Origin of the sequence: Photorhabdus australis DSM 17609 (assembly GCF_000711895.1) — a bacterium.
Classification (GTDB): Bacteria; Pseudomonadota; Gammaproteobacteria; order Enterobacterales; family Enterobacteriaceae; genus Photorhabdus; species Photorhabdus australis.
On the sequence record NZ_KL543986.1, the window covers coordinates 1 to 24,237 of the forward strand.

At 45.7% G+C, this 24,237-nt stretch carries 19 protein-coding genes; 10 read left to right on the forward strand and 9 right to left on the reverse strand.

The genetic code is table 11. The features are described from left to right. Nucleotides 1-1,768 (reverse strand): inverse autotransporter beta domain-containing protein (locus BO26_RS22920; RefSeq protein WP_201771293.1); only part of this gene is annotated, 1,768 nt, incomplete at its 3' end. Nucleotides 1,769-2,084: 316 nt separating this feature from the next. On the opposite strand from BO26_RS22920, the gene BO26_RS19585 reads away from it, so the two are divergent. From BO26_RS19585 to BO26_RS19630, 10 genes are all read left to right on the forward strand, one after another. Then, the gene (locus BO26_RS19585) at nucleotides 2,085-2,477 is read left to right on the forward strand and encodes a DUF4150 domain-containing protein (RefSeq protein ID WP_036774458.1); all 393 of its coding nucleotides are present in this window, start codon (nucleotides 2,085-2,087) and stop codon (nucleotides 2,475-2,477) included. Nucleotides 2,478-2,490: 13 nt separating this feature from the next. Then, a complete protein-coding gene (tssJ, locus tag BO26_RS19590; protein WP_036774459.1) occupies nucleotides 2,491-3,018 on the forward strand; it encodes a type VI secretion system lipoprotein TssJ in 528 nt (175 codons plus the stop codon). 25 nt (nucleotides 3,019-3,043) lie between these two features. After that, nucleotides 3,044-4,393 carry a type VI secretion system baseplate subunit TssK gene (gene tssK / locus BO26_RS19595; protein ID WP_036774461.1) on the forward strand — a complete coding sequence of 450 codons (1,350 nt, stop codon included), beginning with the start codon at nucleotides 3,044-3,046 and terminating at the stop codon, nucleotides 4,391-4,393. After that, nucleotides 4,390-5,553, forward strand: a complete 1,164-nt coding sequence (gene icmH, locus BO26_RS19600) for a type IVB secretion system protein IcmH/DotU (RefSeq protein WP_036774463.1) — start codon at nucleotides 4,390-4,392, stop codon at nucleotides 5,551-5,553. The genes tssK and icmH overlap by 4 nt, the downstream gene beginning before the upstream one ends. A gap of 16 nt (nucleotides 5,554-5,569) precedes the next feature. Next, a complete protein-coding gene (gene tssM, locus BO26_RS19605) occupies nucleotides 5,570-9,127 on the forward strand; it encodes a type VI secretion system membrane subunit TssM (RefSeq protein ID WP_036774465.1) in 3,558 nt (1,185 codons plus the stop codon). Nucleotides 9,128-9,137: 10 nt separating this feature from the next. Next, nucleotides 9,138-10,145: a type VI secretion system protein TssA gene (tssA, locus tag BO26_RS19610; protein WP_036774466.1), complete on the forward strand. Its 1,008-nt coding sequence runs from the start codon at nucleotides 9,138-9,140 to the stop codon at nucleotides 10,143-10,145. A 99-nt stretch (nucleotides 10,146-10,244) separates the two neighbouring features. Beyond that, on the forward strand, nucleotides 10,245-10,802 hold the full coding sequence (gene tssB, locus BO26_RS19615; RefSeq protein ID WP_036774467.1) for a type VI secretion system contractile sheath small subunit: 558 nt from the start codon (nucleotides 10,245-10,247) through the stop codon (nucleotides 10,800-10,802). Continuing rightward, nucleotides 10,789-12,297, forward strand: a complete 1,509-nt coding sequence (tssC, locus tag BO26_RS19620) for a type VI secretion system contractile sheath large subunit (RefSeq protein ID WP_036774468.1) — start codon at nucleotides 10,789-10,791, stop codon at nucleotides 12,295-12,297. Before tssB ends, tssC begins: the two co-directional genes overlap by 14 nt. Nucleotides 12,298-12,326: 29 nt before the next feature. Further along, complete coding sequence (locus BO26_RS19625) at nucleotides 12,327-12,851, forward strand: Hcp family type VI secretion system effector (RefSeq protein WP_081861955.1); 525 nt, start codon at nucleotides 12,327-12,329, stop codon at nucleotides 12,849-12,851. 141 nt (nucleotides 12,852-12,992) lie between these two features. Beyond that, nucleotides 12,993-13,988, forward strand: coding sequence for a type VI secretion system-associated FHA domain protein (locus BO26_RS19630; RefSeq protein ID WP_157835585.1), 996 nt, complete (start codon nucleotides 12,993-12,995; stop codon nucleotides 13,986-13,988). A gap of 708 nt (nucleotides 13,989-14,696) precedes the next feature. Here BO26_RS19630 and BO26_RS19635 read toward each other — a convergent pair. The 8 genes from BO26_RS19635 to BO26_RS19670 all read right to left on the reverse strand — a co-directional run bounded on the left by BO26_RS19635 (nucleotide 14,697) and on the right by BO26_RS19670 (nucleotide 24,230). After that, entirely contained in the window at nucleotides 14,697-15,680 is a 984-nt protein-coding gene (locus tag BO26_RS19635; protein ID WP_036774470.1) for an Rpn family recombination-promoting nuclease/putative transposase, read from the reverse strand. Between the two features lie 485 nt (nucleotides 15,681-16,165). Then, nucleotides 16,166-16,585 carry an RpnC/YadD family protein gene (locus tag BO26_RS19640; RefSeq protein ID WP_072023311.1) on the reverse strand — a complete coding sequence of 140 codons (420 nt, stop codon included), beginning with the start codon at nucleotides 16,583-16,585 and terminating at the stop codon, nucleotides 16,166-16,168. A gap of 450 nt (nucleotides 16,586-17,035) precedes the next feature. Beyond that, the gene (locus tag BO26_RS19645; RefSeq protein WP_036774473.1) at nucleotides 17,036-17,305 is read right to left on the reverse strand and encodes a type II toxin-antitoxin system RelB/DinJ family antitoxin; all 270 of its coding nucleotides are present in this window, start codon (nucleotides 17,303-17,305) and stop codon (nucleotides 17,036-17,038) included. 115 nt (nucleotides 17,306-17,420) lie between these two features. Next, nucleotides 17,421-20,045, reverse strand: coding sequence for a type VI secretion system ATPase TssH (tssH, locus tag BO26_RS19650; RefSeq protein WP_036774474.1), 2,625 nt, complete (start codon nucleotides 20,043-20,045; stop codon nucleotides 17,421-17,423). 52 nt (nucleotides 20,046-20,097) lie between these two features. Continuing rightward, entirely contained in the window at nucleotides 20,098-21,189 is a 1,092-nt protein-coding gene (gene tssG, locus BO26_RS19655) for a type VI secretion system baseplate subunit TssG (RefSeq protein WP_051691069.1), read from the reverse strand. Then, complete coding sequence (gene tssF / locus BO26_RS19660; RefSeq protein WP_036774476.1) at nucleotides 21,186-23,054, reverse strand: type VI secretion system baseplate subunit TssF; 1,869 nt, start codon at nucleotides 23,052-23,054, stop codon at nucleotides 21,186-21,188. Before tssF ends, tssG begins: the two co-directional genes overlap by 4 nt. A 3-nt stretch (nucleotides 23,055-23,057) precedes the next feature. Further along, on the reverse strand, nucleotides 23,058-23,594 hold the full coding sequence (gene tssE / locus BO26_RS19665) for a type VI secretion system baseplate subunit TssE (RefSeq protein ID WP_036774477.1): 537 nt from the start codon (nucleotides 23,592-23,594) through the stop codon (nucleotides 23,058-23,060). Next, entirely contained in the window at nucleotides 23,595-24,230 is a 636-nt protein-coding gene (locus BO26_RS19670) for a DUF3540 domain-containing protein (RefSeq protein ID WP_051691071.1), read from the reverse strand. Nucleotides 24,231-24,237 lie beyond the last annotated feature (7 nt).

Here is a 24,237-nt window from a genome sequence, read left to right on the forward strand (position 1 = left end):
GTGCCAGCGGTATATGCGGCTGCCCTCCTTGCTGCTGCGGCTCCGGACGCGGCTGTCCCTGCTGCCACACCGGGATTTCTGGCATTTCTGGTGCCAGCGGTATATGCGGCTGCCCTCCTTGCTGCTGCTGTTGCTGCTGTTGCTGCTGTTGTTGCTGCTGTTGTTGCGGTTGTGGCTGCGGCTGCGGTTGTGGCTGCGGCTGCGGCTGTGGCTGCGGTTGTGGCTGCGGTTGTGGCTGCGGTTGTGGTTGCGGTTGTGGCTGCGGTTGTGGTTGCGGTTGTGGTTGCGGCTGTGGCTGCGGTTGTGGCTGCGGCTGTGGTTGCGGCTGTGGCTGTGGTTGCGGCTGTGGCTGCGGTTGTGGTTGTGGCTGCGGTTGTGGTTGCGGCTGCGGTTGTGGCTGTGTAACCGGCACATTAATCACTACGCCCATCTCACTGCTATTTGAGACATTTCCCTGTTCATCATGCGCTACAGCTGAAATCGTAAGATGGTTACTTTGTTGACTACTATAATTAGGGAAGTGCACGGCGTAGCTATTATTTGATAACGCAACGATCTGGCCTCCACGTGCACGTAATGCGCCATCATTCCACTGGATATGTTTTAAACGATATTTCCCGTTGAAAGAAAAATTAATCAGTTTCCTTTCTCCACCAAATCCACTAAGTCCCGTTGGTAAATGCAGGCTCAGCTGTGCTCTTTCTCGGTGCTTCAACACAATATTATTATTACGTTCAACCAGATGGTAACGATTATCCGCCAAAGTGCGTCTTACCGGTGCCGTCGTCGGATCAATCTGTTGGGATAAAGGCTCTCCGAGCTGATAGTTGAAAGACAGATTAACTTTTGTGTCATCCTTGCCTCTGTGACTAAAAGTTCTATCTATTCCTAATGAAATCAATTTGATAGGTGTATATTCAAGACCCACTGTCAGCGCATATGGGTCCTTATAATGATTCTGGTGATTAAGCAGCGCAATATCATCACCGAAATATTGCTCAAATTTCAGTTTACCACTCAGTTGCGGGTAAGCAGGAAGCCAGCCCTGAGCACGGATATCATAGCCATTCGCTGCACGTTCCGCATAACCATCCAGTTCCGAAGACGAATACCAATCCGTCAAACCAAAATATCCGTTAGCAGCCAGATACAGATAATCGCGCCAGTATTCCAGTCCGAATCCTAGCCGCTGGTGAGCATTGCCGGATATTTGGATATCGTAAAAGGTGTTGTAACCTAAAGCCCAATCTCCTTGAAAATAACGTTGACCAATACCCAAATTAACTATATTGCGCCCATCGGAACGGCGAGCACCTACCTGACCAAAAAACAGACGATCATCTCTGTCATATAATGGATAAAAAAGGTCGATTGAGCCGCTGGTTAGTTTTCCATCAGACAAAGGTAAATTAGCACGTACTCCCCCAGCTGAAGCTTTTTCTTCTGCCTCCGGCTGCAACGCGGCAAAACCCACATCTGCCATAGCCAATTGCGGAATATCACTTCCCTGCATCACATCGTCATCAGTTTGATGCCGTAACCACCTTTTACTTGTTATAACCGATTTAGGAATTTCACCGCCCTGCGTGACATCATCAGTCTGATGCTGTAGCCACCTCTTTTTTCGTTTCTGTTCGTTGCCAACAGTATTAAGACTCTCTTCTTGAGTTTCATTCACTACTGGCTCTTTTTTCTTATTGGACTTATAGCAACTTGCTAATAGCAACGCCACGGTAATGGCTGATACATACCTTATGCTTTTCTTCATGAGCGCTTTTATTTAAATATCATTATATTAGAAATAGATTCAAACACTGTCATGCCACTAAATAAAAAAGACAATGTCATCATTCATATTAGTTACTCATTTTATATCCTTACTGCGGCGGGAATTCTTCCGAAATACAATTCTCATTAAAATCAGTCAAAAACCTTATTTTTCCACACCAAAGAAAACAACAATATTAATATTTTCATTCCATCACCCATTACCAGAAATAAGGTTAATACCTTATTGGTTCTATTCCCTTATTTGCTAATCTATTTGACAGAAATAGCAACACATTAATTTGGTAGGTGATGATATGTTTGCAAACTGCCAACTTTTTGGTATGGATCTGGCATTTCCAGATGTCTGTATGACACCTTTACCTGTACCCGTGCCTGTTCCATATCCCAATATGACACTGGGCCTGATGGCAACTCCTCACACTTATAAAGTGCTGTTTATGGGAATGCCTGCGCATAATATGGCAACACTGACTAATTCAAGTTTCGGTGATAATCCTGGCGTTAATCTCGGTGTTGTTTCCGGTACCGTAATGGGGCCTTCGCGCCATTTAATCGGCTCATTTACCACGTTAATTAAGGGATTTCCGGCCACACGCGTCACCAGTCTGAGCTTACAAAATAGCACCAACATGATTGGCATGCGTTTAATTCCCAGCCAGCTTAAGGTTCTGCTGCTGGGTCTGTGATGGAGGGCTTTCTATGCTGCTTTTATTTCGCCATAAAAGTCACTATTTTTCAGCCTTTATTCTGCTGAGCATACTGCTGAGTGTGAGTTGTTCTGCAAATAAAGCAGAAAAAAATATTCCATACACAATTAAATTCCAGGCATATGGCGATATTAACAACCGCGCTCCATTAAAATTAAATATATTATTGTTAAATGATCCGGATAAATTTAATCAGGCTGATATCGGGTCTTTACAAAAAAATACTAATTCAGCTTTGGATAATACTGTACTTTATCAAAAATCCATCTTCTTACTGCCAACAAAAGAACAAAATGATATCAGTATTACCATTAATACACCGTCAACGGAGAAATATATTGCGATTTGGGCCGAGTATCAGAGTATTGGCGACAAACAATGGCGGATCGTTATTCCGTTATCATCGTTTCTAACAGCGTCTTATTTATCGGTTTTGAATCCTTTTTCATCCTCTGAGCTTTATCAGTTGATTACCGTTACTTCTCACGGATTACAGATTGCATCTGCGTCCAATCAATGAATCACGCATGCTCAGGAGATCACCTATGAAAAATGCACACAAAGTTCTCTGGATGGAAGGCATGTTTTTACGACCTCACCATTTTCAGCAGGCAGATGAGTATGTAGATGCACGCTTACGTCAATGGGGAGCCTTGCAACGAGCTTACAATTGGGGGTTTTCATCATTAAAAATCGATGAGAGCCAGCTTGCTCTGGGAAAAATTTCTCTGTTGGCGGCCAGCGGTATTATGCCTGATGGCACCAGTTTTGAATTTACTGAAACCAATGAAGCTCCACCAGCATTAGCAATCAGCACTTCACTACGTTCACAAATTATCACTTTAGCTATACCTGCCTACCTGACCGGGCGTGAATCAGTCAGCTTCGATGATGCACCCGATTCTTTGGCGCGTTATCAAGCATTTGAGAAAGAGGTCAATGACATCAATTCTCTGGCACTTAGCAGTACGACCTTACATTGCGGGAAATTACGCCTGCGCCTGCTACCAGAAAATGAGTTGAATGGTGAATGGATTGCAATGGGAGTCCTGAGGGTTTTAGAAAAAAATCAGGATGGCATTGTCATGCTGGATACAGGATATATTCCACCGTTACTTAACTGTTGGATAAGTCCGTCATTACAGAACATGACTCATGATCTGTACGCTCTGTTATTGCAACGCAGCCGACAACTTAGCCATCACCTGCAATGTAATGGTGCTTGTACCAGTGATCTATTACGACTGGCGCTACTTAACCGTTTTAGTGCTCAGCTGCAACACATCATGCATCTGCCTCAACAGGCACCCGAAATGCTGTTCCTCATCTGGATCAGCTATGCACTGGAAATGAGTTCCTTTCAGGCGCCTTATACACTGGAAGGAGAATTACCCCGCTACAATCATTTGGATATTGGTGGTTGTTTCACCCGCCTCTGTACTTTACTGCAACGCAGCTTATCCATTGTGCTGGAAGAGCATGTTGTATCACTGCCCCTGACCAAACGCCTGCCCGGATTGAGCGTAGCATCACTACCAGAACAGATGAATCTGGATGATTACCACTTCATCTTAGTCGTGAAGTCTGAGATGGAACATGACTCTTTTATGGCTCATTTTCCGGCCCAAATCAAAATCGCCCCAGCTGATCGCATACGCGATCTGGTACGCCTGCAATTGCCCGGTATTGCTCTACGCCAATTAGTACAGATTCCCAGACAACTTCCCTATCAGAATGGGCATTGCTACTTCAAATTGGAATTAAACAGTGAAATTGAACAGTCGCTGGGAAAATCCGGGGTATTTGCCTTTTATATTGCTGGGGAGTTTCCCGGTCTGAAAATGGCATTTTGGGCACTTAAACGTCTGTCTGATGAGGAGGAAATGAACCTATGAATCATAACTACCGTAACTCATTGGTACAGGCGGCTTATCCACTGTTAAATGCTATGCCACATATTCGTCACACAGCAAAACTAGAAGATTCCAGTCAGTTACGCCAACAACTGATTGGTGAAATGTATCGCTTTGAAAAACAGTGTCAACAAGAGGGATTCAGTTACGAAACTATTCTCGGCGCCCGTTATTGTCTGTGCACATGTTTAGATGAAGCAGTTGCATTGACTTCCTGGGGAGGCGATAGCATATGGTCAGGTAATGGCCTGTTAGTGACATTCCATAAAGAGAGCAGTGGCGGTGAAAAGTTTTTCAAGCTATTGGATATGCTGCTGCAACAACCTGCTAAACATATCGATTTACTCGAACTGTTCTACTTCTGTTTGTTACTGGGATTTGGTGGGCGTTATCGCTTGATTGATAACGGCCTGGCTCAATTGGAAACTTTGACCCAGCGGCTGGCTATACGTCTGCGTCAAGTGCGGGGAGAATATTCTGCGGCATTAAGCGCTCTTCCACCTCCGCCAGTCAACACACATCAGACATCACGGTTAACCCATTTTTTGGTGTTTTGTTCGCTATCTGGAGTACTACTGACCGGTTCACTCTACATCGGATTAAACACTCGGCTTAATCAGCAGACAGAACCCGTGTTGACATCCATATATGATCTACCACTACCAGAAGCTACATCACCGGCTGAAAGTTTCTCTATTGCTCATTTGCAGCAAGTGCTGCAACCGATGATTGAACAGCAGGACATCACCATCAGCCAGAATGCAGATAATATCAGCGTAACCCTGCAAGGCGGCGCCTTATTCGCTTCGGCATCAGCGACACTTAATCCACTTTATCAGGTACCTCTCCAGGAGCTTGCCAAACAACTGAACCTGACGACTGGAAAAGTTATCGTTCGCGGGCACAGTGATAATCTGCCGATTCATACACGTACCTACTCCTCTAACTATGCACTGTCATTGGCGCGAGCAGAAACTGTAGCACAACAATTACGCATTAACTTACTCCAACCACAACGGCTACAGGTTGAAAGTGCTGGCGCAGAAGCACCTTTAGTCCCCAACACCACCGCCAAGAATAGGGCTTTGAACCGCCGTATTGAAATTATTTTCAACACCAAGTCGGACAATTCAGGCCAATAGGCAGGAGAGAAAGAAAATGTTAAGAGCATTTATCGCCATCATCACTAATCGCCTGTTTTGGGGGGCGCTGATCGTTGCCGCATTGTGTCTGCTTATCTGGATCATGGGGCCATTTATCGCCATTAGTGATCACCATCCACTGGCAACCGAAGGCCAACGCCAAATCGCTATCACTGCCCTGATTTCGCTGTGGTTACTGCTAAAACTGTTACCTTTTCTCTATCAGATGTGGGCAAATGCGCGTTTGCGTCGCCGCTTACACCATGTCAGCAATGTCACACCGACAGCCCGGAGTGCTTCTCAATCCCTTTCTGACAACTTTAAACAGGCGGCAGCCCTGATTAAACGCGGGCTGCGTCTGAATGGAGAACAACTTACCACTCGTCTGGGCAAATTCTATCTCTATCGTCTGCCTTGGTACCTGGTTTTAGGTACCAAAGGATGTGGTAAAGATAAATCTCTGCTGAATTCAGGGTTAGACTTCTACCACACCACTTATCCAAGCCAATTCGCTTTTCCGGAAACCAATGCTGAATCGCACTGTTCATGGTATTTCACCTTGCAAGGCGTCATTCTTAGCCCCGCAGGAGAGTACCTTAAGGAAGGCAATCCTCTATGGCAAACCTTATTGAAACTACTAAGACGTTATCGTCCACGTCAGCCAATCAACGCGGTTATTCTGGCAATCAGCGTGCAAGATCTGCTGCAACAAGACAATGACGCACAATATCATCAAGCTTTATTACTACGTAAGAGACTGATGGATTTACGTTTGCAACTGAAAATTGATTTCCCGGTCTACGTGATGATCACTAAAGCCGACTTGCTCCCGGGGTTCAGCAGCTACTTCAACGGTTTTTATGGCGAAGAATTGGATCAGGTCTGGGGTTTTACATTTCCCTGGGAACAGGAGTTGCATTCCCATAACGATTTACAACAGATGCTGGATGAGCAGTATGACCGTTTGCAGCAACGTCTGGACGCCGCACTGGCGGATACCTTGATAACCCAGCAAGATATCACTCAACGGGAACAAAGCTTTGCCTTCCCGCAGGCATTCGCCACCCTACGCCCAGTCTTGATGCGTTATCTAAGTATTATTTTTGCCACTTCTGGCTTTGATCACCCATGGTTACCCCATGGTCTCTATTTCACCAGTGCTAACCAAAAACATGGGGAATTTCAGCACAGTAATGGCGTTACGCAAGATAATCTGTTTGATTATAGTTATGCGCTTTCCTCTGTTACCAATAGCGATGGAGAAACAACTCACCGGACTGCCCGCAGTTACTTTCTGAGACAATTATTCCAAAAAATCATTTTGGCTGAGAGTGGACTGGCAAGCATCAATCGCATGTACGAATTACGCCGACGCTTTGTGCTGCTGACTGGATGTGGCCTATTACTCAGTCTAATGGCAGGGATCTGCTTACTATTACTAACCAGTTACCATAATAACAACAGTTATCTGGCACAAATTACAGCCCGGCTTCCGCTATTGGAACAACAGGGTAAAGCGCTGAATAAGCCATCAGCTCGCGATCTACCACACTTGATTCAGTATTTGACACAACTACAGTCACTGACAGCAAATCAGCAAATTTATCCAGACAATCCGCCACTTGTTTACGGTATGGGATTGTATCAAGGTCCCCAACTGAACAATGCCAGTTATCCCGTTTATCAGCATGCATTAAAGAATTTATTGCTGCCGCTGGTGACACAGCAAGTCGAGAGTATTCTGCGTCAGCAAGCTGATAGCGATAACAGTGAATCAACTTATGAAGCGCTGAAAGCTTATCAAATGCTATTTCAGACACAGCATTACGATGGCAAATTCCTTACCGCTTGGCTGATGTTGAATCTGTCCCACATCCCTGGTGGTGAAAAGTTGAATGAGGCACAACGTAAAGAACTGCAAGAACATCTTTATCAGTTATTGAATCACAGTCAGCCTTCCTGGTCCCAACACAAGGATCAACAATTGATACAGGAAGCGATTAAAAATATCATGCGTTCTGCGTTTTCCCAGCGGGTTTATACCAGCATAAAAAAAAGGCTGATCAATAGCGGACATTTCAAATCCGTCAATCTGCTTGATTTGGCGGGTTCTCAGGCTGAGTTGGTATTAAAACGTAAAAGCGACTTGCCAGATACGGCGACGATCCCCGGCTTTTTTACACCAGACGGATATTGGCACGGCCTGGTTGCACAGGTAGATGATACGGTAAAGACACTTCGTGACACTGATCGCTGGGTACTCAATATTTCGCCACAGGTACAGGAAGGATGCGACGCGGCCTGTCGAGTACGTCAGCTTTATATGGATGACTTTATGTTGGAGTGGGATACATTTCTCAATGATATCGTCCTGATCCCGACAAGTAACCTCAACCAACGTATTAATAATGTGCGCATTCTCTCTGGCGCCCATTCACCCCTGCGTAATCTGCTGATTGGTATCAGCCACATTGTTGATCTTTCCCCACCAGAAGATCACGGTAAACTCACACAGCTGGGCCAGCAACTGAACGATGAAGCAACCCGAAAATTACAAAATCTGTTTCCGGTGGTCAGAACAACTCCAGCGCCACCTTCACCAGAACAGATTGTCAGAAGCCACTATCGTGATCTGCTCGATCTAGCACGTCCACAGGGAGATCACAATGACACAATCGCCTTTGATGATCTGTTCAAGAAACTAGGTGACCTGTATCGCTACCTTACCGCCTTACAGGAAAATGGTGAAGCTACGGCCTCCTCTTCTGGAACCATACTGACACAATTACAGGCTGATGCTGGCCGCCTGCCTGCGCCGTTCCGCAGCATTATCATGGACATGACACAAGGGGCCAAAGGCGACACACAACAACAGGCGGTTTCGCGCATACACCAATTGGCCAGTGCTCAATTAAGTGACTTCTGCCGGGAAGCCATTGCCGGGCGTTATCCACTATCCCGCCACAGCAAACGTGATATTACTCCTGATGATATGGCACACATGTTTTCGCCAAACCAAGGGTTAATGGATCGTTTTTTTAATCAGTATCTGGTGGATAAGGTCAACACCCAAGGCAACGAATGGCGCTTTTTCCCCTGGGCGCTAGGCAGTACCAAGCCAGAAGATCAGTCACTGCTAAAAACCTTCCGGCAAGCGCAGTTTGTCCGTGATGCATTCTTTAGTGCTGCCTCTTCACAACCATCATTTTCACTTACCTTGCAACCTCTGCGCATGGATAACGACATCCTTACCCTGTCACTGACACTCAATGATCAAAGTGCCAGTTACAGCCACGGGCCACTGACTTCCTGGTACTTCACCTGGCCCGGTAGCAACAACGCCGGTAAAGCCAAACTAACTATGCTGTTGGCTAATGGCAAAACCAAATCACTGGAAACTTCAGGTCCCTGGGCATTAAACAGACTAATTGATACAGGAAAATGGTTTCAGGAGGACAGCATGCATTATCGAATCACTTTCAATCTGGCAGGGCATCAAGCCACGCTGATACTCACCCCCGATAGCATACATAACCCGTTTGTTCTGCCGGAATTTACCTGTATCAAGCCATAAGGAGAACCTGATGAATATTGCCTCTTTGCTTGACCCGATCAGCCAGGAACATCCCTGTGGAACAGATCTGGAATACAGTGCCGAATTCATGCAACTGATTCAATTGGCAGAAGGAAAAGCTGAACAGCAATTCGGTGACTTTATCATGCCAGCTCAGGAACCAGATTGGCGTCAGATAGAAAAAAGTGCATTGGTTCTGCTGACTCGCAGTAAAGATCTGCGCATTATCATCTTGCTAATGCAAGCCTGGTGCAGCCAATACGGTTTGGCTGGATATGAACAGGGGCTGCTGTTATTGGAACAGACGATCAGCCGTTATTGGGAAGCATTGTGGCCAGCCGCAGATCTAGATGGGGAGCCTGACCTGCTGATGCGTATTAACGCATTACAAGGACTGAGTGATGGTTTCGCGCTGGCTAAACAAGTACGCCTTTGTGAATTTGCCCATCTGAATGGGATCATTCTTACAGTAGCAGATGTGATGAAATGTCTGGATGGCAGTAATGCGGAAGACAGCCCATTTCCCGGTGGGATCGATCTTCTGATCGCCGAATTACGAAAAAGCGCCGCACCGGTTATCAGGCAGATCCCACAAATTGCGGCCACCCTTCAATGCTTGTTTAGCACATTACGCGGTTATCTTGGCGACAGCGGACTGCCAGATATGCGCCGTCAGATGACAACACTTAATCATCTGACACAACTTCTCGCCCCTGAAACCAGCGCGGTTGAGACGGTAGACAATACGGCGCATCCCCTGCCAGAAAATACGCCTTTACAACAAAAAATATCCCATGGCTGGCAGACATCCGGCATTCAAAACCGCGAACAGGCTCAACAGGCGCTGGAAGCGGTACGACAATACTTTCTGCTACATGAATCCAGCCATCCGGCACCACTGATGATTGAAAGGATACAACGCTTAATGAGTCAGGATTTTATGAGCATTATGCGCAACCTTGCGCCAGAAGCTGTTGATCAACTTGAACACTTTTTTGGCCGTGAAAAGCACACATAACGAGGTCAGAAACACAACAGAATATCAGGTAGTACGCCAGAAGGACTGTTGTGCTTCGTTAATTACCCATAACCACTGATTTTCCCGATGGAGAATATTATGTCAGGATCAAATAGCGGGCAAAAATTCATCGCTCGTAACCGTGCTCCACGAGTACAAATTGAATATGACGTCGAACTATACGGTAGTGAACGTAAGGTTCAGTTGCCTTTTGTCATGGGCGTCATGTCGGATTTAGCCGGAAAATCTGCTGATCAACTTCCTCCACTGGGTCAGCGCAAGTTTCTCGATATTGATGTTGATAACTTCGATGACCGAATGAAATCACTACGCCCAAGCGTGGCTTTTCCGGTGGACAATACTCTGAACGGTGAAGGCAAAATTCAGGTAGCACTCACTTTTAACACCATGGATGATTTTCTGCCTGACTCAATAGCACGCCAGGTAGAACCCCTTAATCAACTCCTGGAAGCCCGTACTCAGCTAGCCAATTTACTGTCCTATATGGACGGCAAAAGTGGTGCGGAAGAGCTGATCGCTTCCATCCTGCAAAATCCTGAATTACTGAAATCATTAAGTACTGCACCGTTGAATAGTACGGAATCCACAGACTCGGTAGCAGAACAAGATCAAGGAGGCACCAATGAGCCAGTCTGAAATCTATGCTGCCAGTGAAAACCAAACTCAAACCGACAACGACAGTCAGGGAGAACTCAGTGCACTACTCAGAAAAGAGTTTCGCCCGAAAACAGATCAAGCGCGGCTTGCTGTAGAAAATGCGGTTAAAACTCTGGCACATCAGGCGCTGGAAAATAGCCTGACGTTATCGAGCGACACTTTCAGCACCATTCAAGCGCTGATTGCCGCTATCGACAACAAACTCTCTCAACAAATCAATGAAATTCTCCATCATCCTGACTTTCAGGCTCTGGAGGGGGCATGGCGTGGCTTGCTCTATCTGGTGAACAACACAGAAACCAGCGAAATGCTGAAAATACGTGTTATGAGCATCGAAAAGAAAGAATTAGGACGCACACTGAAGCGCTATAAAGGAACAGCCTGGGATCAGAGTCCGATATTCAAACGGATTTATGAAGAAGAGTACGGCCAATTTGGCGGAGAGCCACTTGGTTGTCTGGTCGGTGATTACTATTTTGACCACAATCCTCAGGATGTTGAGTTACTGGGAGAGATGGCCCGTATCGCTGCCGCTGCCCATTGTCCTTTTATTAGCAGCGCCTCGCCCGGGGTGATGCAAATGGAAACCTGGCAAGAGCTGGCAAACCCGCGTGATCTGAGCAAAATCTTTCTTAACACCGAATACGCATCCTGGCGTAGTTTGCGGGAATCAGAAGATGCTCGTTACATCGGCTTGGTCATGCCACGTTTTCTGGCTCGTTTACCTTACGGTATCAGTACCAATCCAGTTGAAGGATTCGATTTCGAAGAAAAAACCGCAGGGGCTACTCACAGTAACTACGTATGGAGCAACGCAGCCTATGCCATGGCGGTCAATATCAATCGTTCATTTAAAGAATATGGCTGGTGCGCATCCATCCGAGGCGTCGAGTCAGGCGGAGCAGTAGAAAAACTGATCTGCCATAACTTCCCAACAGATGATGGCGGTTTAGATATCAAATGCCCGACCGAAATCGCCATCAGTGACCGGCGCGAGGCTGAACTAGCAAAAAACGGTTTTATTCCGTTGGTTTACCGTAAAAATTCTGACTTTGCCGCGTTTATCGGCGCCCAATCACTGCAAAAACCCGCGGAATATATGGATGCAGATGCCACGGCAAATGCTAACCTGGCAGCCCGTTTACCTTATCTATTTGCCTGCTGCCGCTTCGCTCATTATCTGAAATGTATCGTGCGTGACAAAGTAGGATCATTTCAGAGTCGCAATGACATTGAACGCTGGTTGAATAAATGGATTCTCAGCTACGTTGACGGCGATCCCGCTAACTCATCACAACAGACTAAAGCGCGCAAACCGCTGGCAGCGGCGGAAGTACAAGTTAGCGAACAGGAAGATAACCCTGGCTACTATCAAGCCAAATTCTTCCTGCGTCCCCATTATCAACTGGAGGGATTAACAGTTTCCCTGCGGTTGGTATCAAAACTGCCCTCCCTGAAACAGAGTGGCGGTTAATCCTGAAAATCACTGAATGAAGGAATACGATGATGAATAACAGTATCTATCTGGATATCAAAGATGTTTCTGGTGAATGCAAAGACAGCAATCATCCCAATGGTATTGATGTGCATACCTTTAAATGGGAGCTGTCGCAACCAGTAGAAACAGGTAGTGGCGGCGGTGGCGGAAGTGGTCGCGCCAAAATTCACTCTCTGGTGGTCTATGCCCGTATGGATAAGGCAATGCCAACGTTAATGCAGAAATTAGCCCAAGGGGCTCATCTTCCAGAAGTGAAGTTAACCATGCGCAAAGCTGGAAGCGAGCAACAAGAGTTCACCACTATTACGCTTGAAAGTGCATTACTTGACAGCATTGAACTCGTTGACTTTAACCGCGACATTCCACATCTGACAGAAGGCTCAACTGATATTAAACCCGGTACTATTGGCGTCAAATACAGTTTCTCTCCGAATAAAGCCAAAGTAATTTATAAGGAACAAGATAACGAAGGAAAAAGTGGCGCTGAAGTGGAGTTTAAGTGGAACACACAAACTAACCGCCCTGAATAACAAAATACTCACTGACAACTAAGTCAGTAAAAATAATAACCTTCTTCCCGGAATACGCTATGTTGGTTTCCGTCAGGATACCGCACACTTTTTTCGTGGAGGAAGGTTAAATAATTATTCAAGATAATGAGCGAAGTTATTATGCAAATAACCATCATCAATACTCCAGCAGGCGACATGACAGCAAATAGCAGTCATATTTTTTATCCTCCCGGTGGCACTATCGGTACCAGCGAAGATAATCATTTTGTATTGCCAGATCCGAGTGGTTGTATTTCGGCATTACAAGCCAGTGTGCATATTTCTGCCCAAGGTGCCTGCACTATTACTAATATTGGAACTGCTTTCATGATGATTAATAATGTCCCATTAGCGCGTGGAGAAACCACCTCTCTACAAGAAAATAGCAAACTCCAGATTGGAGACTATTACCTGACTGTAGATAAAACGGAAACAACAAAATACCGTTATGCCGGACATGAAATACCAGAAACTGATATTTCCGCAGCACTATGGGACGAATTAAATGAGACATTGCCCACAGAAAAAAATCCTACAGAAGACACACAGCTGTCATTAGCCGATTTTATGCTACCGAAGCAAGGAACAGAGCCGGTGCTATCTCTTGACCAACTCGCTACCCGCCCCACCGATCCGATGCAACTCTTTACGGCCCAACGTCACGGTGCCAACGGTCATACCCTGTTTCAACAAAATCCCCGTCTCTCTGTTACACCATTGCAACTATGGGAAGAACAGGTAAAACAACTCGATCCGTTATGCATGTTCAAAACAGAGCCAACAACCGCCACGGCTAACGATATGACCGCGCCACAAACATATCAAATGTCAGACAGGCACGAACAAGCAATGAAAGAAGCACTTTTCTATTGCCTTAACTCCATCATGAATCGTTTTGACCCATCCTACGACGAAAACAGCGTCCCCGCAGCACACTTCTGGCACATGAATGGCACGCAGCACCGTAAGGCAAAATTGTGGGATAATTTCACTGAGCGTTACCAACAAACTACCAAAGAGATACGTCAGCAATCATCGACACTATTCAATGCCTTTTTCCTCAGTGTTTATCAACAAAAATTGAACACTATTTTCGACAATAATAATGGCGAATAACACGGACAAAAAACTATTGGAATTACCTGATATTTTCCGCGACTGGATATTACAATCAATTAACCGTTTGAAGTTAAAAATATATTAGATAATAAAATTACTAGATGTAGTTTATTTAAATCGAAACTGATGATAAGGATATATACCCAATGGATTTCAAGATGCATCGCAACGGCAAGGGAGCGAATCCCCGGGAGCATATACCCAATAGATTTCAAGTTGCAGGGCGGCGGCAAGGGAACGCATCCCCAGGAGCATAGATAACTATGTGACTGGGGTAAGTGAACGCAGCCAACAAAGCAGCAGCTTGAAAGATGAAGGGTATAGATAACGATGTGACCGGGGTGAGTGAGTGCAGCCAACAAAGAGGCAACTTGAAAGATAACGGGTATAAATCAGATTAATCATAAGGTGCTGACCTTTTAGTTAGCACTTTGTCTGATAACGGCCAGAATTAAAGATGAACTCAATCATAATATTGAAAAACCTATCTCATATCTATCAAACCAATATACATAATTTCCCCAAAAATCATTTGGTGCGTAAAATCAATATTGCCATCAACCTCAAATTCATGGGTGTCAAAATGACAGATTTTTGATGCGGTAAACTGCTATAGGATTGCGTATCATTCTAAACAGATTGATTTAAGGCAATGAAGTAACCGCCAGTTCCCTACCGTAAGAAAGGGCAGGGAACCGCACACAATTATTGCAACGAGATCAGTTCGTCACGACTTAAACCGGTACTTTCCATGATCAAATCCAGGCTTACCCTATTTTTTAACAGGGTACGGGCCGTTTCTAATTGGCACTGATGAGAACGCAATTTCTCTTGTTCGATACCTTGTTCGATACCTTGTTCAATCCCTTGTTCAATCCCTTGTTCAATCCCTTCTTGACGGCCTCTTTCCCAACCCAATTTTTCTCCTTTCTCTTGTAAGCGTTGTGCAATATTCACAATTGCCTCCTGATGCTTTTCAGTCTGCTCACTCAATTGCTGGACGATTTGTTCAAAATAAGGGGAATCCAGCGCCAAGAACAGATAATTAAGGATAGTAATAATGTCATTATCGCTATTATAATGGTTATTCAGTGCTTGAGCCAATAGCGGAATGACTTGTGTAAACTCATCCCGTAGGTGCTTGTGCTTCATCGCCAGTTCCATCACAGCCACTTTACGATGATTCACCAGTTCATTATCATCGATAACCGTCACATCTACCAAAGGAAAAGGACGGGTGTACAACACATTAGCAATATCCGGCAGTGAAAAACAATCGGTCCACAATTGCGAATACGGGTAAGGGGAACGGCCTCCGTGATAAAACAACACAGGCACCACTAACGGCAATGTTTTGTTCCCTTGTTGCAAATGCTGATTCATCGCCAAAAACGCATAATGCATTAATCTCCAGGCCATCAGTTTATCCGGCGTAGATTGATGCTCAACCAAAAGATAGATATAGCCTTCTCCCTCGGTGGTTTGCACGGAATACAACACATCCGATAACCGTGATCGCAGTTTCTTATCAATGAATGAAGAGTTAGTTAGACTTAGAGTACTAAAATCACACAGCGACTTAATATGCTCCGGTAAATGAATAGTGAAAAAATCCCTCGCGCTCTCGATTTGAGTCATGAACCCCTTAAACGCGGCATCATGAGCAGTTGATGTGTGCTTCTTCTTCATTAAGTGCCTAACCTAGGGTCAATTCACAATATGGCTTATCATAACGGAGAATGCCATATTTGTCCGCTACCTTTATATTTATTCTATTCTTGAACGAAACAGGATTTTTTGAATTTCATTCATTGAGATTCTTATTCGATGACGTAAAAATTCTCAGAAACTTCATCAAATTCGTGATCCATTTCTAATAATCACGACAAAATCATTGGCTGGTACTTAACGGTTCATCGCTATCATTAAATTAGAGTCATCACCCGTTTTCCATTATAACAAAAGCAATCATAACAATATTGCCCGATCTTAGACATGATAGGTAATTTTTATTTAAATCGGTAATAACGGACAGTATTTATAGGTGTCAAAATGACAGATTTTTGATGCGGTAAACTGCTATAGGATTACGTATCATTCTAAACAGATTGATTTAAGGCAATGAAGTAACCGCCAGTTCCCTACCGTAAGAAAGGGCAGGGAACCGCACACAATTATTGCAACAAGATCAGTTCGTCACGACTTAAACCGGTACTTTCCATGATCAAATCCAGGCTTACCCTATTTTTTAACAGGGTACGGGCCGTTTCTAATTGGCGCTGATGAGAACGTAATTTCTCTTGTTCGATACCTTGTTCGATACCTTGTTCAATCCCTTGTTCAATCCCTTCTTGACGGCCTCTTTCCCAACCCAATTTTTCTCCTTTCTCTTGTAAGCGTTGTGCAATATTCACAATTGCCTCCTGATGCTTTTCAGTCTGCTCACTCAATTGCTGGACGATTTGTTCAAAATAAGGGGAATCCAGCGCCAAGAACAGATAATTAAGGATAGTAATAATGTCATTATCACTATTATAATGGTTATTCAGTGCTTGAGCCAATAGCGGAATGACTTGTGTAAATTCATCTCTCACTGATAATTTTATAATAGGCCAGTTTTAAACGTCATGGTGTTAATCGGGATAAAGTTTTAACCACTGTTTTTACCACTATTTAACGCCTGCTTTTTACCAAGTTTAATCATCATGGCATATCGTGGTTTTACGTTTAATGAACAGCTTTACTGACGTTGTTTTACCGGAAATATTGAATAGTCTTAATAAGGTATTCTCTTTATGTTTTTACGGATAATATTCGTTTTTACACTGATTGCTTTTTAACTCTTTATTAATGGTTAATGGGCTTCGATTAAATACAGTTAACTATCTTTTTGAAAAAGGAAAAGGCTTTAAAAGTTGCATTGATTGCAATTGCGTATTACTGCCATATTTCCCTTTTTCAACAGGAGTGCTTTAAGTGGTTCTGTGTTCCTCTTTCTATCCTGAATCGCTTTTTTCAAATCCTTTTTAAATCGCGCTTTCTGTCTAATCTTCAGCATCACCACACACACTAGAAAATAATTCATCTGCTGAAGTGAATACCTCACCAGTTACCGGTGCAGCAAATGCTTTTAGGGTTGTCCTGTTAGGTATCTTTAACTCGATAGGAAATTCCTGCCTTAATGAAACCTGATTTAAAAATATCCTAATAGCATCAGATAGACTTATTCCCTGCGCGGATAACACCTTTTCCGCATCTTCTTTCAACTTAGGTTCAACTCTTGCTCTGGCAATTTCAGCTTTTATAGTTGCCATTTTAGCCTTAGCCCCTTGTTATCAGTTTACATCACAACGTAGCACGCGCGAGCCACAAAACAGCTTTTAAGCCCGGAATTAAAACCGGGCTAACATACTAAGGACGGTACCTATCTCAGCAAAAATGACACTGAAATGCCGTCTCCTCCCAAGTCACCTGCAATTGTGAATAATGCTGATTCTCTATCGTTGCCATCAGCAACTTACGACTGATTTGTGGTAATAAAGTATTCGTAATAATAGAATCAATCCTGCGAGCACCAGATTCCTGTTCTATACAACAGGAAATAATCTGTTGCGTCACTCGGCGGTCGAACTGTGCTGCAATACCATAATTTTCCCGTAGACGCTGAGCCACCCGCGCCAGCTGCAATTGCACAATATTTTCCAGCATTTCATCACTCAATGATAAAAAAGGAATCACTGTCAAACGGCCAAGCAGTGCGGCAGGAAATGTTCGTAACAGCGGTTGGCGTAACTGCTGAGTCAACATTTCCATATTCGGCAAACCACCCTGCCGGGTACAAGCGCTGATAACTTCCTGACTCCCCACATTCGAGGTCAATATGATCAGTGTATTACGGAAATCAATACGCCGACCTTCCCCATCTTCCATCCAGCCTTTATCGAATACCTGAAAAAACAGTTCATGAACATCAGAATGGGCTTTTTCCACCTCATCAAGCAACACCAAACTGTATGGGCGTCGACGAACCGCTTCCGTCAAGACACCACCTTCACCATAACCAACATATCCCGGTGGCGCCCCTTTCAGAGTTGATACACTGTGTGGTTCCTGAAACTCACTCATATTGATGGTAATCAGATTCTGTTCTCCACCATACAAGCTCTCAGCAAGTGCTAACGCCGTTTCGGTCTTCCCTACCCCAGAAGGACCACACAACAGAAAAACCCCCACCGGTTTATTAGGATCAGCCAAATGTGCACGGGCCGTCCGCACCCGCTCACTGATGATATTTAGCGCGTGTTGCTGACCGATAACCCGTTGCCCCAGGCTGTACTCCAGATTCTGGACAACATTAAGCTCATTTTTTACCATCCGGCCAAGCGGGATGCCGGTCCAATCCGCAACCACGGCCGCAACACTGTGCCCATCCACCGCCACCGTAATTAATGGCTGTTCTCCCTGCAATAAACCCAATTGTTGCCGACAATCCTGTAATTGTGTCTGCCAGGCCAAACGTTGTGCATCATCCACCGGTATTTCATCATCGGAAATCAGTTGTTGACGCAAACTGATAATCTGCTGAGCCAGTGTCGTTTCAGCCTGCCAACGCTGAACCATCTGCTCCTGCTCCTCCTGCAATTTACGGCGCTGCTCATCAAGCTGAGCCAAACGTGCATCATGATCACCCCCCAGTTGTTGCTCACGACAAACAATCTCATATTCAACCTGAAGTGCATCAAGCTGACGGCGATAATCTTCCAATACCGCCGGTTGACTATGCTGACTAACCGCAACCCGTGCACAGGTGGTATCAAGCAGAGCTATAGCTTTATCAGGTAATTGGCGAGCCGGAATATAGCGATGAGAAAGCGATACTGCAGCTTCCAAAGCCTCATCCAGTAATAACACACCATGATGATGCTCCAGTTTCCCTGACAAACTCCGTATCATTTGTAACGCCAGTGCTTCGTCCGGCTGTTCGACCTGTAATACTTGGAAACGCCGAGTCAGCGCCGGATCTTTTTCAATATGCTTTTTGTATTCCGCCCAAGTAGTAGCACCAATAGTCCGTAACTGTCCACGCGCCAGTGCCGGTTTCAACAGATTTGCGGCGTCACCAACCCCTTGCGCACCGCCAGCACCAATCAGCATATGAATCTCATCAATAAACAAAATAATGGGAACCGGGCTTTGCTGAACTTCATTAATCACCGCTTGCAAACGTGCCTCAAATTCTCCTTTCATGCCAGCACCCGCTTCCAAACGGCCAATATCCAATGACCAAAGCTGAACATGACACAACGACGGTGGCAAATCACCCGATGCAATACGCAATGCCAATCCTTCCACCAGCGCCGTTTTACCCACACCAGCCTCACCGGTAATCAAAGGATTGTTTTGCCGACGACGTAGCAGAATATCAACCAATTGGCGGATCTCCTTATCCCGCCCAACAACAGGATCAATTCGCCCAGCCTTCGCGAGTGCAGTCATGTCCTGCGCATAACGTTGTAACGCGCTCTCTGACGTTGACTTATTGTTTCCATTCTCAGCTACTGATCGCTGAGAACTATTTTCCGTACTGTTGCGCAGGATATGCGCAAAATCCTGCGCCAAACTTTCCGCATTAATACGGGCAAACTGAGCAGAAATCGCTAACAAATGCTGGCGCAGATTAAAAGTCGTCAACAGGGCCAGCAATAGGTGAACACCACGAATCTCACCCGCTGCAAAGGTCACAGAACTACACACCCAAGCCCGCTCCACTGCTTCATCAATATGAGCGGAAAGATCGGAAATCGCGCTAGCTCCGCGCGGCAATGCGTCCAAAGCCTGTACAATATCCCGTGCTACCTGCTGCTCATCCAGAGCAAAATGCCCCATGATCTGTTGCAAATCGCCCGCTTTTTGCTGCATCAGCTGATGCAACCAGTGCGCCAGTTCAACATAAGGATTGCCCCGCAGCTTACAAAATGCACTGGCGCTTTCCAAAGCACTAAACAAGGGCGGATTAAGTTTATTAAATAGTGACTGGCGATTGATATCTGACATAGAACCCTCGTCCATATTGGATAGAAAAGAAAACAGATGCAGCTTGTTATGACTACGCAGCCTTATCTGGACTAAAACAGAGATCGCTACGATCGTGATGATGGACGTTAAGTCCCAGCCAACAGTTTTGCCCCAGAGACTGAGCGCTACCTAATGAACACCCCTGATAATGCTGATGATCCAACGTAATTCTGAGTTTCCAGGCATATTCAAGGCCGATATAACCCCGAACCCAGTCACACAATTGCTGAAGATCATCACAACAGGATGTTGAGAATCGCGAAGCCGGCAAGAAACGCTGATACGCCGACCAGGAAAGCGGGCCAAGTTCCAGACAAAATGCATATTGCACATCGGCTACCGCAATACCGAGACGAGTTTCGCACCCCAACCGAGCACCTGAATTCCCGTTATGCAGCCGTAACTGCTCATCACGAGCAATCGCTAACCAATGAAACTGGTTTTCATGTAACGTAACCGGTAAACCAAAGTGGTAACGTAACAAACACAACAACCCCTCTTTATTACGCGGATAGCGGCTCAAATGCCCAACCATATAGTGATGCGTCCGTTCCTGCCGCAAGTTATAACTCGGAATGTGTCCCATGCCGATAAAGCTAGCAAAAAAGTGGTCAAAACGATGGTTATCACTGCGATCAAAGGAAAGACAAGGCTGAGCATCCGCCCATGCACGCCAAAACAAGGTGATTAAACGGTGCTGAAAAAGGTTAAAAAAGGCACTCAGTGCATGATCTTTATGTTGCTTCTGACGTTGCCAGGCAAACTCAGTAACATGTAAAGGCAGAGGCCCATTCGGGCCAAACAGACCAAAGTTATTGATATTAATCTGATAGCGAGTGCCATCTGGGTAAGGTTCGATAGACGCAATTTCTGCCGGCGCAAAGCACAACGTCGGTTGCTGTCCCAAACGCAATGGTTCATAACGCGGTAAAGGTGAACGTCCCAATGAATAAGGCGCTCCTGACTGTGCATCAATACGCCGTAGCAGTTGAAACAGATCAAAATCCCACGGTATTTTTTCTCTTTCAGACCAAAAGTGAGTATCAAGGGCAGATGATGCAGTCTGTATTTTTTCTCCAACTTGTACGATCTGATTGTCGGCGTGTATGGCGAATATCTTCATAGCAAGGTCCTCACCCCATCACGGCCCGACCAGAATCCGATCGTCCCCCGTTGCACACTGGACAGCGTTGTTTCGGCAAAACTGTTTATTGTCACCAAACGGCTAAACAGCTGCGCCAGTACGCTTCCCATTAACCAGGGAGAACGGCCAGAAAATGCCTGTTCATCGACCTCCAACGCCACGCTGATTCCACGCCGAAACAACGGTGTACCGGCCATGTGGCGATTTTGAGCCTGCAAACGGCAACAACGGATACCATTAATCTGCTGCGCAATCACCGCATCTGCCTGACTTGCATGAAAACGCAACAATCGTCGTAGTTCCGTTTCACCCTGTTCAGTGGTGCAATCCTGCAAGCTAAAGTAATTAAGTTGTAACTGATTGATTAGTTGCCAACAGACACGACTCTCTGCCAATGCCGGACGGGGATTGCTGGGACCTTTACGCAACTGCACAGCAGAAACAGGTACCGAATCCTGCATCACCAGGCTTTCTTGTGCCTGTCGTTGTAGCAATAAAGGAAGATCACGGTTGGTACACAGAACTTCTGCACTGAGATATTTCAAATCACTGCGCCAGGGCGGATGATGCTCGTCTGCCAGCGAGACATAAACCTCACTGCCAAGATAATCAGAGCGCATACCATAGCGGTTTACATCCTGTGGCAACAGGCGAGATTCACGGCGGATAGAAAAATATCCCGCATTAACCAACGCATCATCATGCTGCGTATGATAAAGCGGATGGAAAATATAGCGCTGGTCGCCATCATGCTGAGTACCAATACCGCGTAATGCTGTGACAGAAAAAACCTCATAATCAAGCGGACGCATATTATCAACCACAACATGATATTCATGCTGTTGCTCATTGAGTATCATCGGCTCAGCAGTACGAGGGAAAAGGTTAATAGCAGGGGTACAATGCAAAGCCAGATGGCTGACATCCACCACCTTTTCCAACTGCGGCGAACGGACATCCAGCAAGATCTGAATTTCTAATCTCTGTTGTTTACCAGCCTGCGCCAACAGCGGCTGTAAGCCACTGACACTGAAAAACTGGAAACGGGCAGGAAAAGCAAAATATTCCTGCAACAGGCGGTAAGCTTCTACATTGCGCAAATCAACCGGCAACAATGCCTGTTCAGAGTCAAAACCCTCGTGACGCAACGCCTGAGATGGCAGCAATAACCGCTGTACTGAACTACCGGGAATTTGGCACAGCACCCCCTGACAGTGCGCCATTAGTAACTCCAGCAGTTGCAACGCGGGAATATCGCCGCCACTGAGATAAAACATCAGCTCATCGCATTGCAATTCACTCAATGACACATTATCAAAACACGATAACTGAATACGCAAAGCACCCTGTACATTCGCACCGCCAAGTGCAGAAAGCGGAATATCCGCAGGAACACCGCCCAATTCAACCTGTAGCAAACGCAGTGGTTGTAAGGTGACATCCTGCGCGGTACGGTAGCAGCAGTGAAGCCCCTTCTTTTTCAGTGCCAAACTCTCCATCAGAGAACCGCGCAACACAGGAAAACCTTTACTCAGATCCCCTTTGGTCGGATCTGGCTGTAATTCAACAATTGCCATCGAAGGCAAACCAGCAAGGTAGTTAGGATAAAGGGCTTCCAGTAACTGAGCGGAGAAACGAGGAAACTCAGCATCCATCTTGAGCTGAATGCGCGAAGTCAAAAAAGCAACCCCTTCCATCAGACGCTCAACGTAAGGATCGGTGACTTCATCCCCCTGCATCCCCAATCGTCCGGCAACGCCAGGATAATGGCGAGCAAATTCTCCCCCCATTTCACGCAGCCATGCCAATTCACGATTGTAATATTCCAGTAATTTTTCATGCATGATTTACCCTCCATCCACCAGCTCAAAACGGCCATTTTCCAGATCAACATGACTACTGAAAGCAAATGCCAAAGGGCGGGAGGAGCACAACAGATGCCCACGGATTTCAAAGCAGAGGATATTGTGAGCATTCAATTTTTGATCGCCCTGCATACCCGTAATGGTTAATTCCTGCGGCATAATACGCGGTTCAAAATGGAGAATAGCTTCGCGTATCGCGCACTCAATACTTTCCCAGCTCACCTGAGAAACAAACTTTCCAGCCAGTGCACGAATACCAAAATTCAACGTGCTGGTGCTGACATGCGGCCACGATGAAAGATCGGCGCCAGAGGAGTAGTGGTCGCAATTCAGTAGAGCCTGTAAATTATGCAGAACCGACAGACGAAGCTGCTGAGCACTGTCGCCATGCAACACATCTTCCCGATCATTTCCGCTCTCGGTCAGACGTTCAAGTAACATGGGAAATGTCTGGTGATTAGCATAAACTGCCGACTTCCTACGTTCTCTGGCGTTTTTCTCTGGTACTCTGCTCATCATTTAACCCATATGAATCTGTTCAGAATCCACTTTTGTTATCGCCTGCGACGTAATAATGGTGTTACGTGCGTGCAGGCGGACATAATCGCGAGCCTGACAATCCAGTTGCCCAACACGCACATGTTCTGCCTGTTCAACCTTACGCAATACACGCTGGCTGATTTGCACTACGGTTTTCCACAAAGCTTCCACGCGCCGACCAAGCAGACAAGCCACGTTCACCCGAGCAGTCAACTCATCACCGCTGTAACGCATATGAGCAATATGGCAATCACTCTGCTGCGCCGTGATCTGCACAGATTGGCTATCAATACTGACCTGTTCAGCACTGTGAAGCGTTAATTCTCCCTGCGGAGCAATACACAAATTCCCCGGAACACTCAGCGTTACAGTCTGCTGTTCATCACTACGGCTCAATACAGCCAACACCCATAACCGATGGCTATCGTCGCCACAAATCAGCACCTCGTCACCAACCTGTGGACTCAGCAAACAACTGATAGCAACACGACATTGCCAGCCGCGTTGCTGATACTCGACGATGACATCACCGGTTGGCAGTATACTGACCACTTGCCCCGCAGCCTGTTGAGGAAGATTAATCCCCAATGGAAATGGTTTTTGCGCTGTATTCATAGATCGA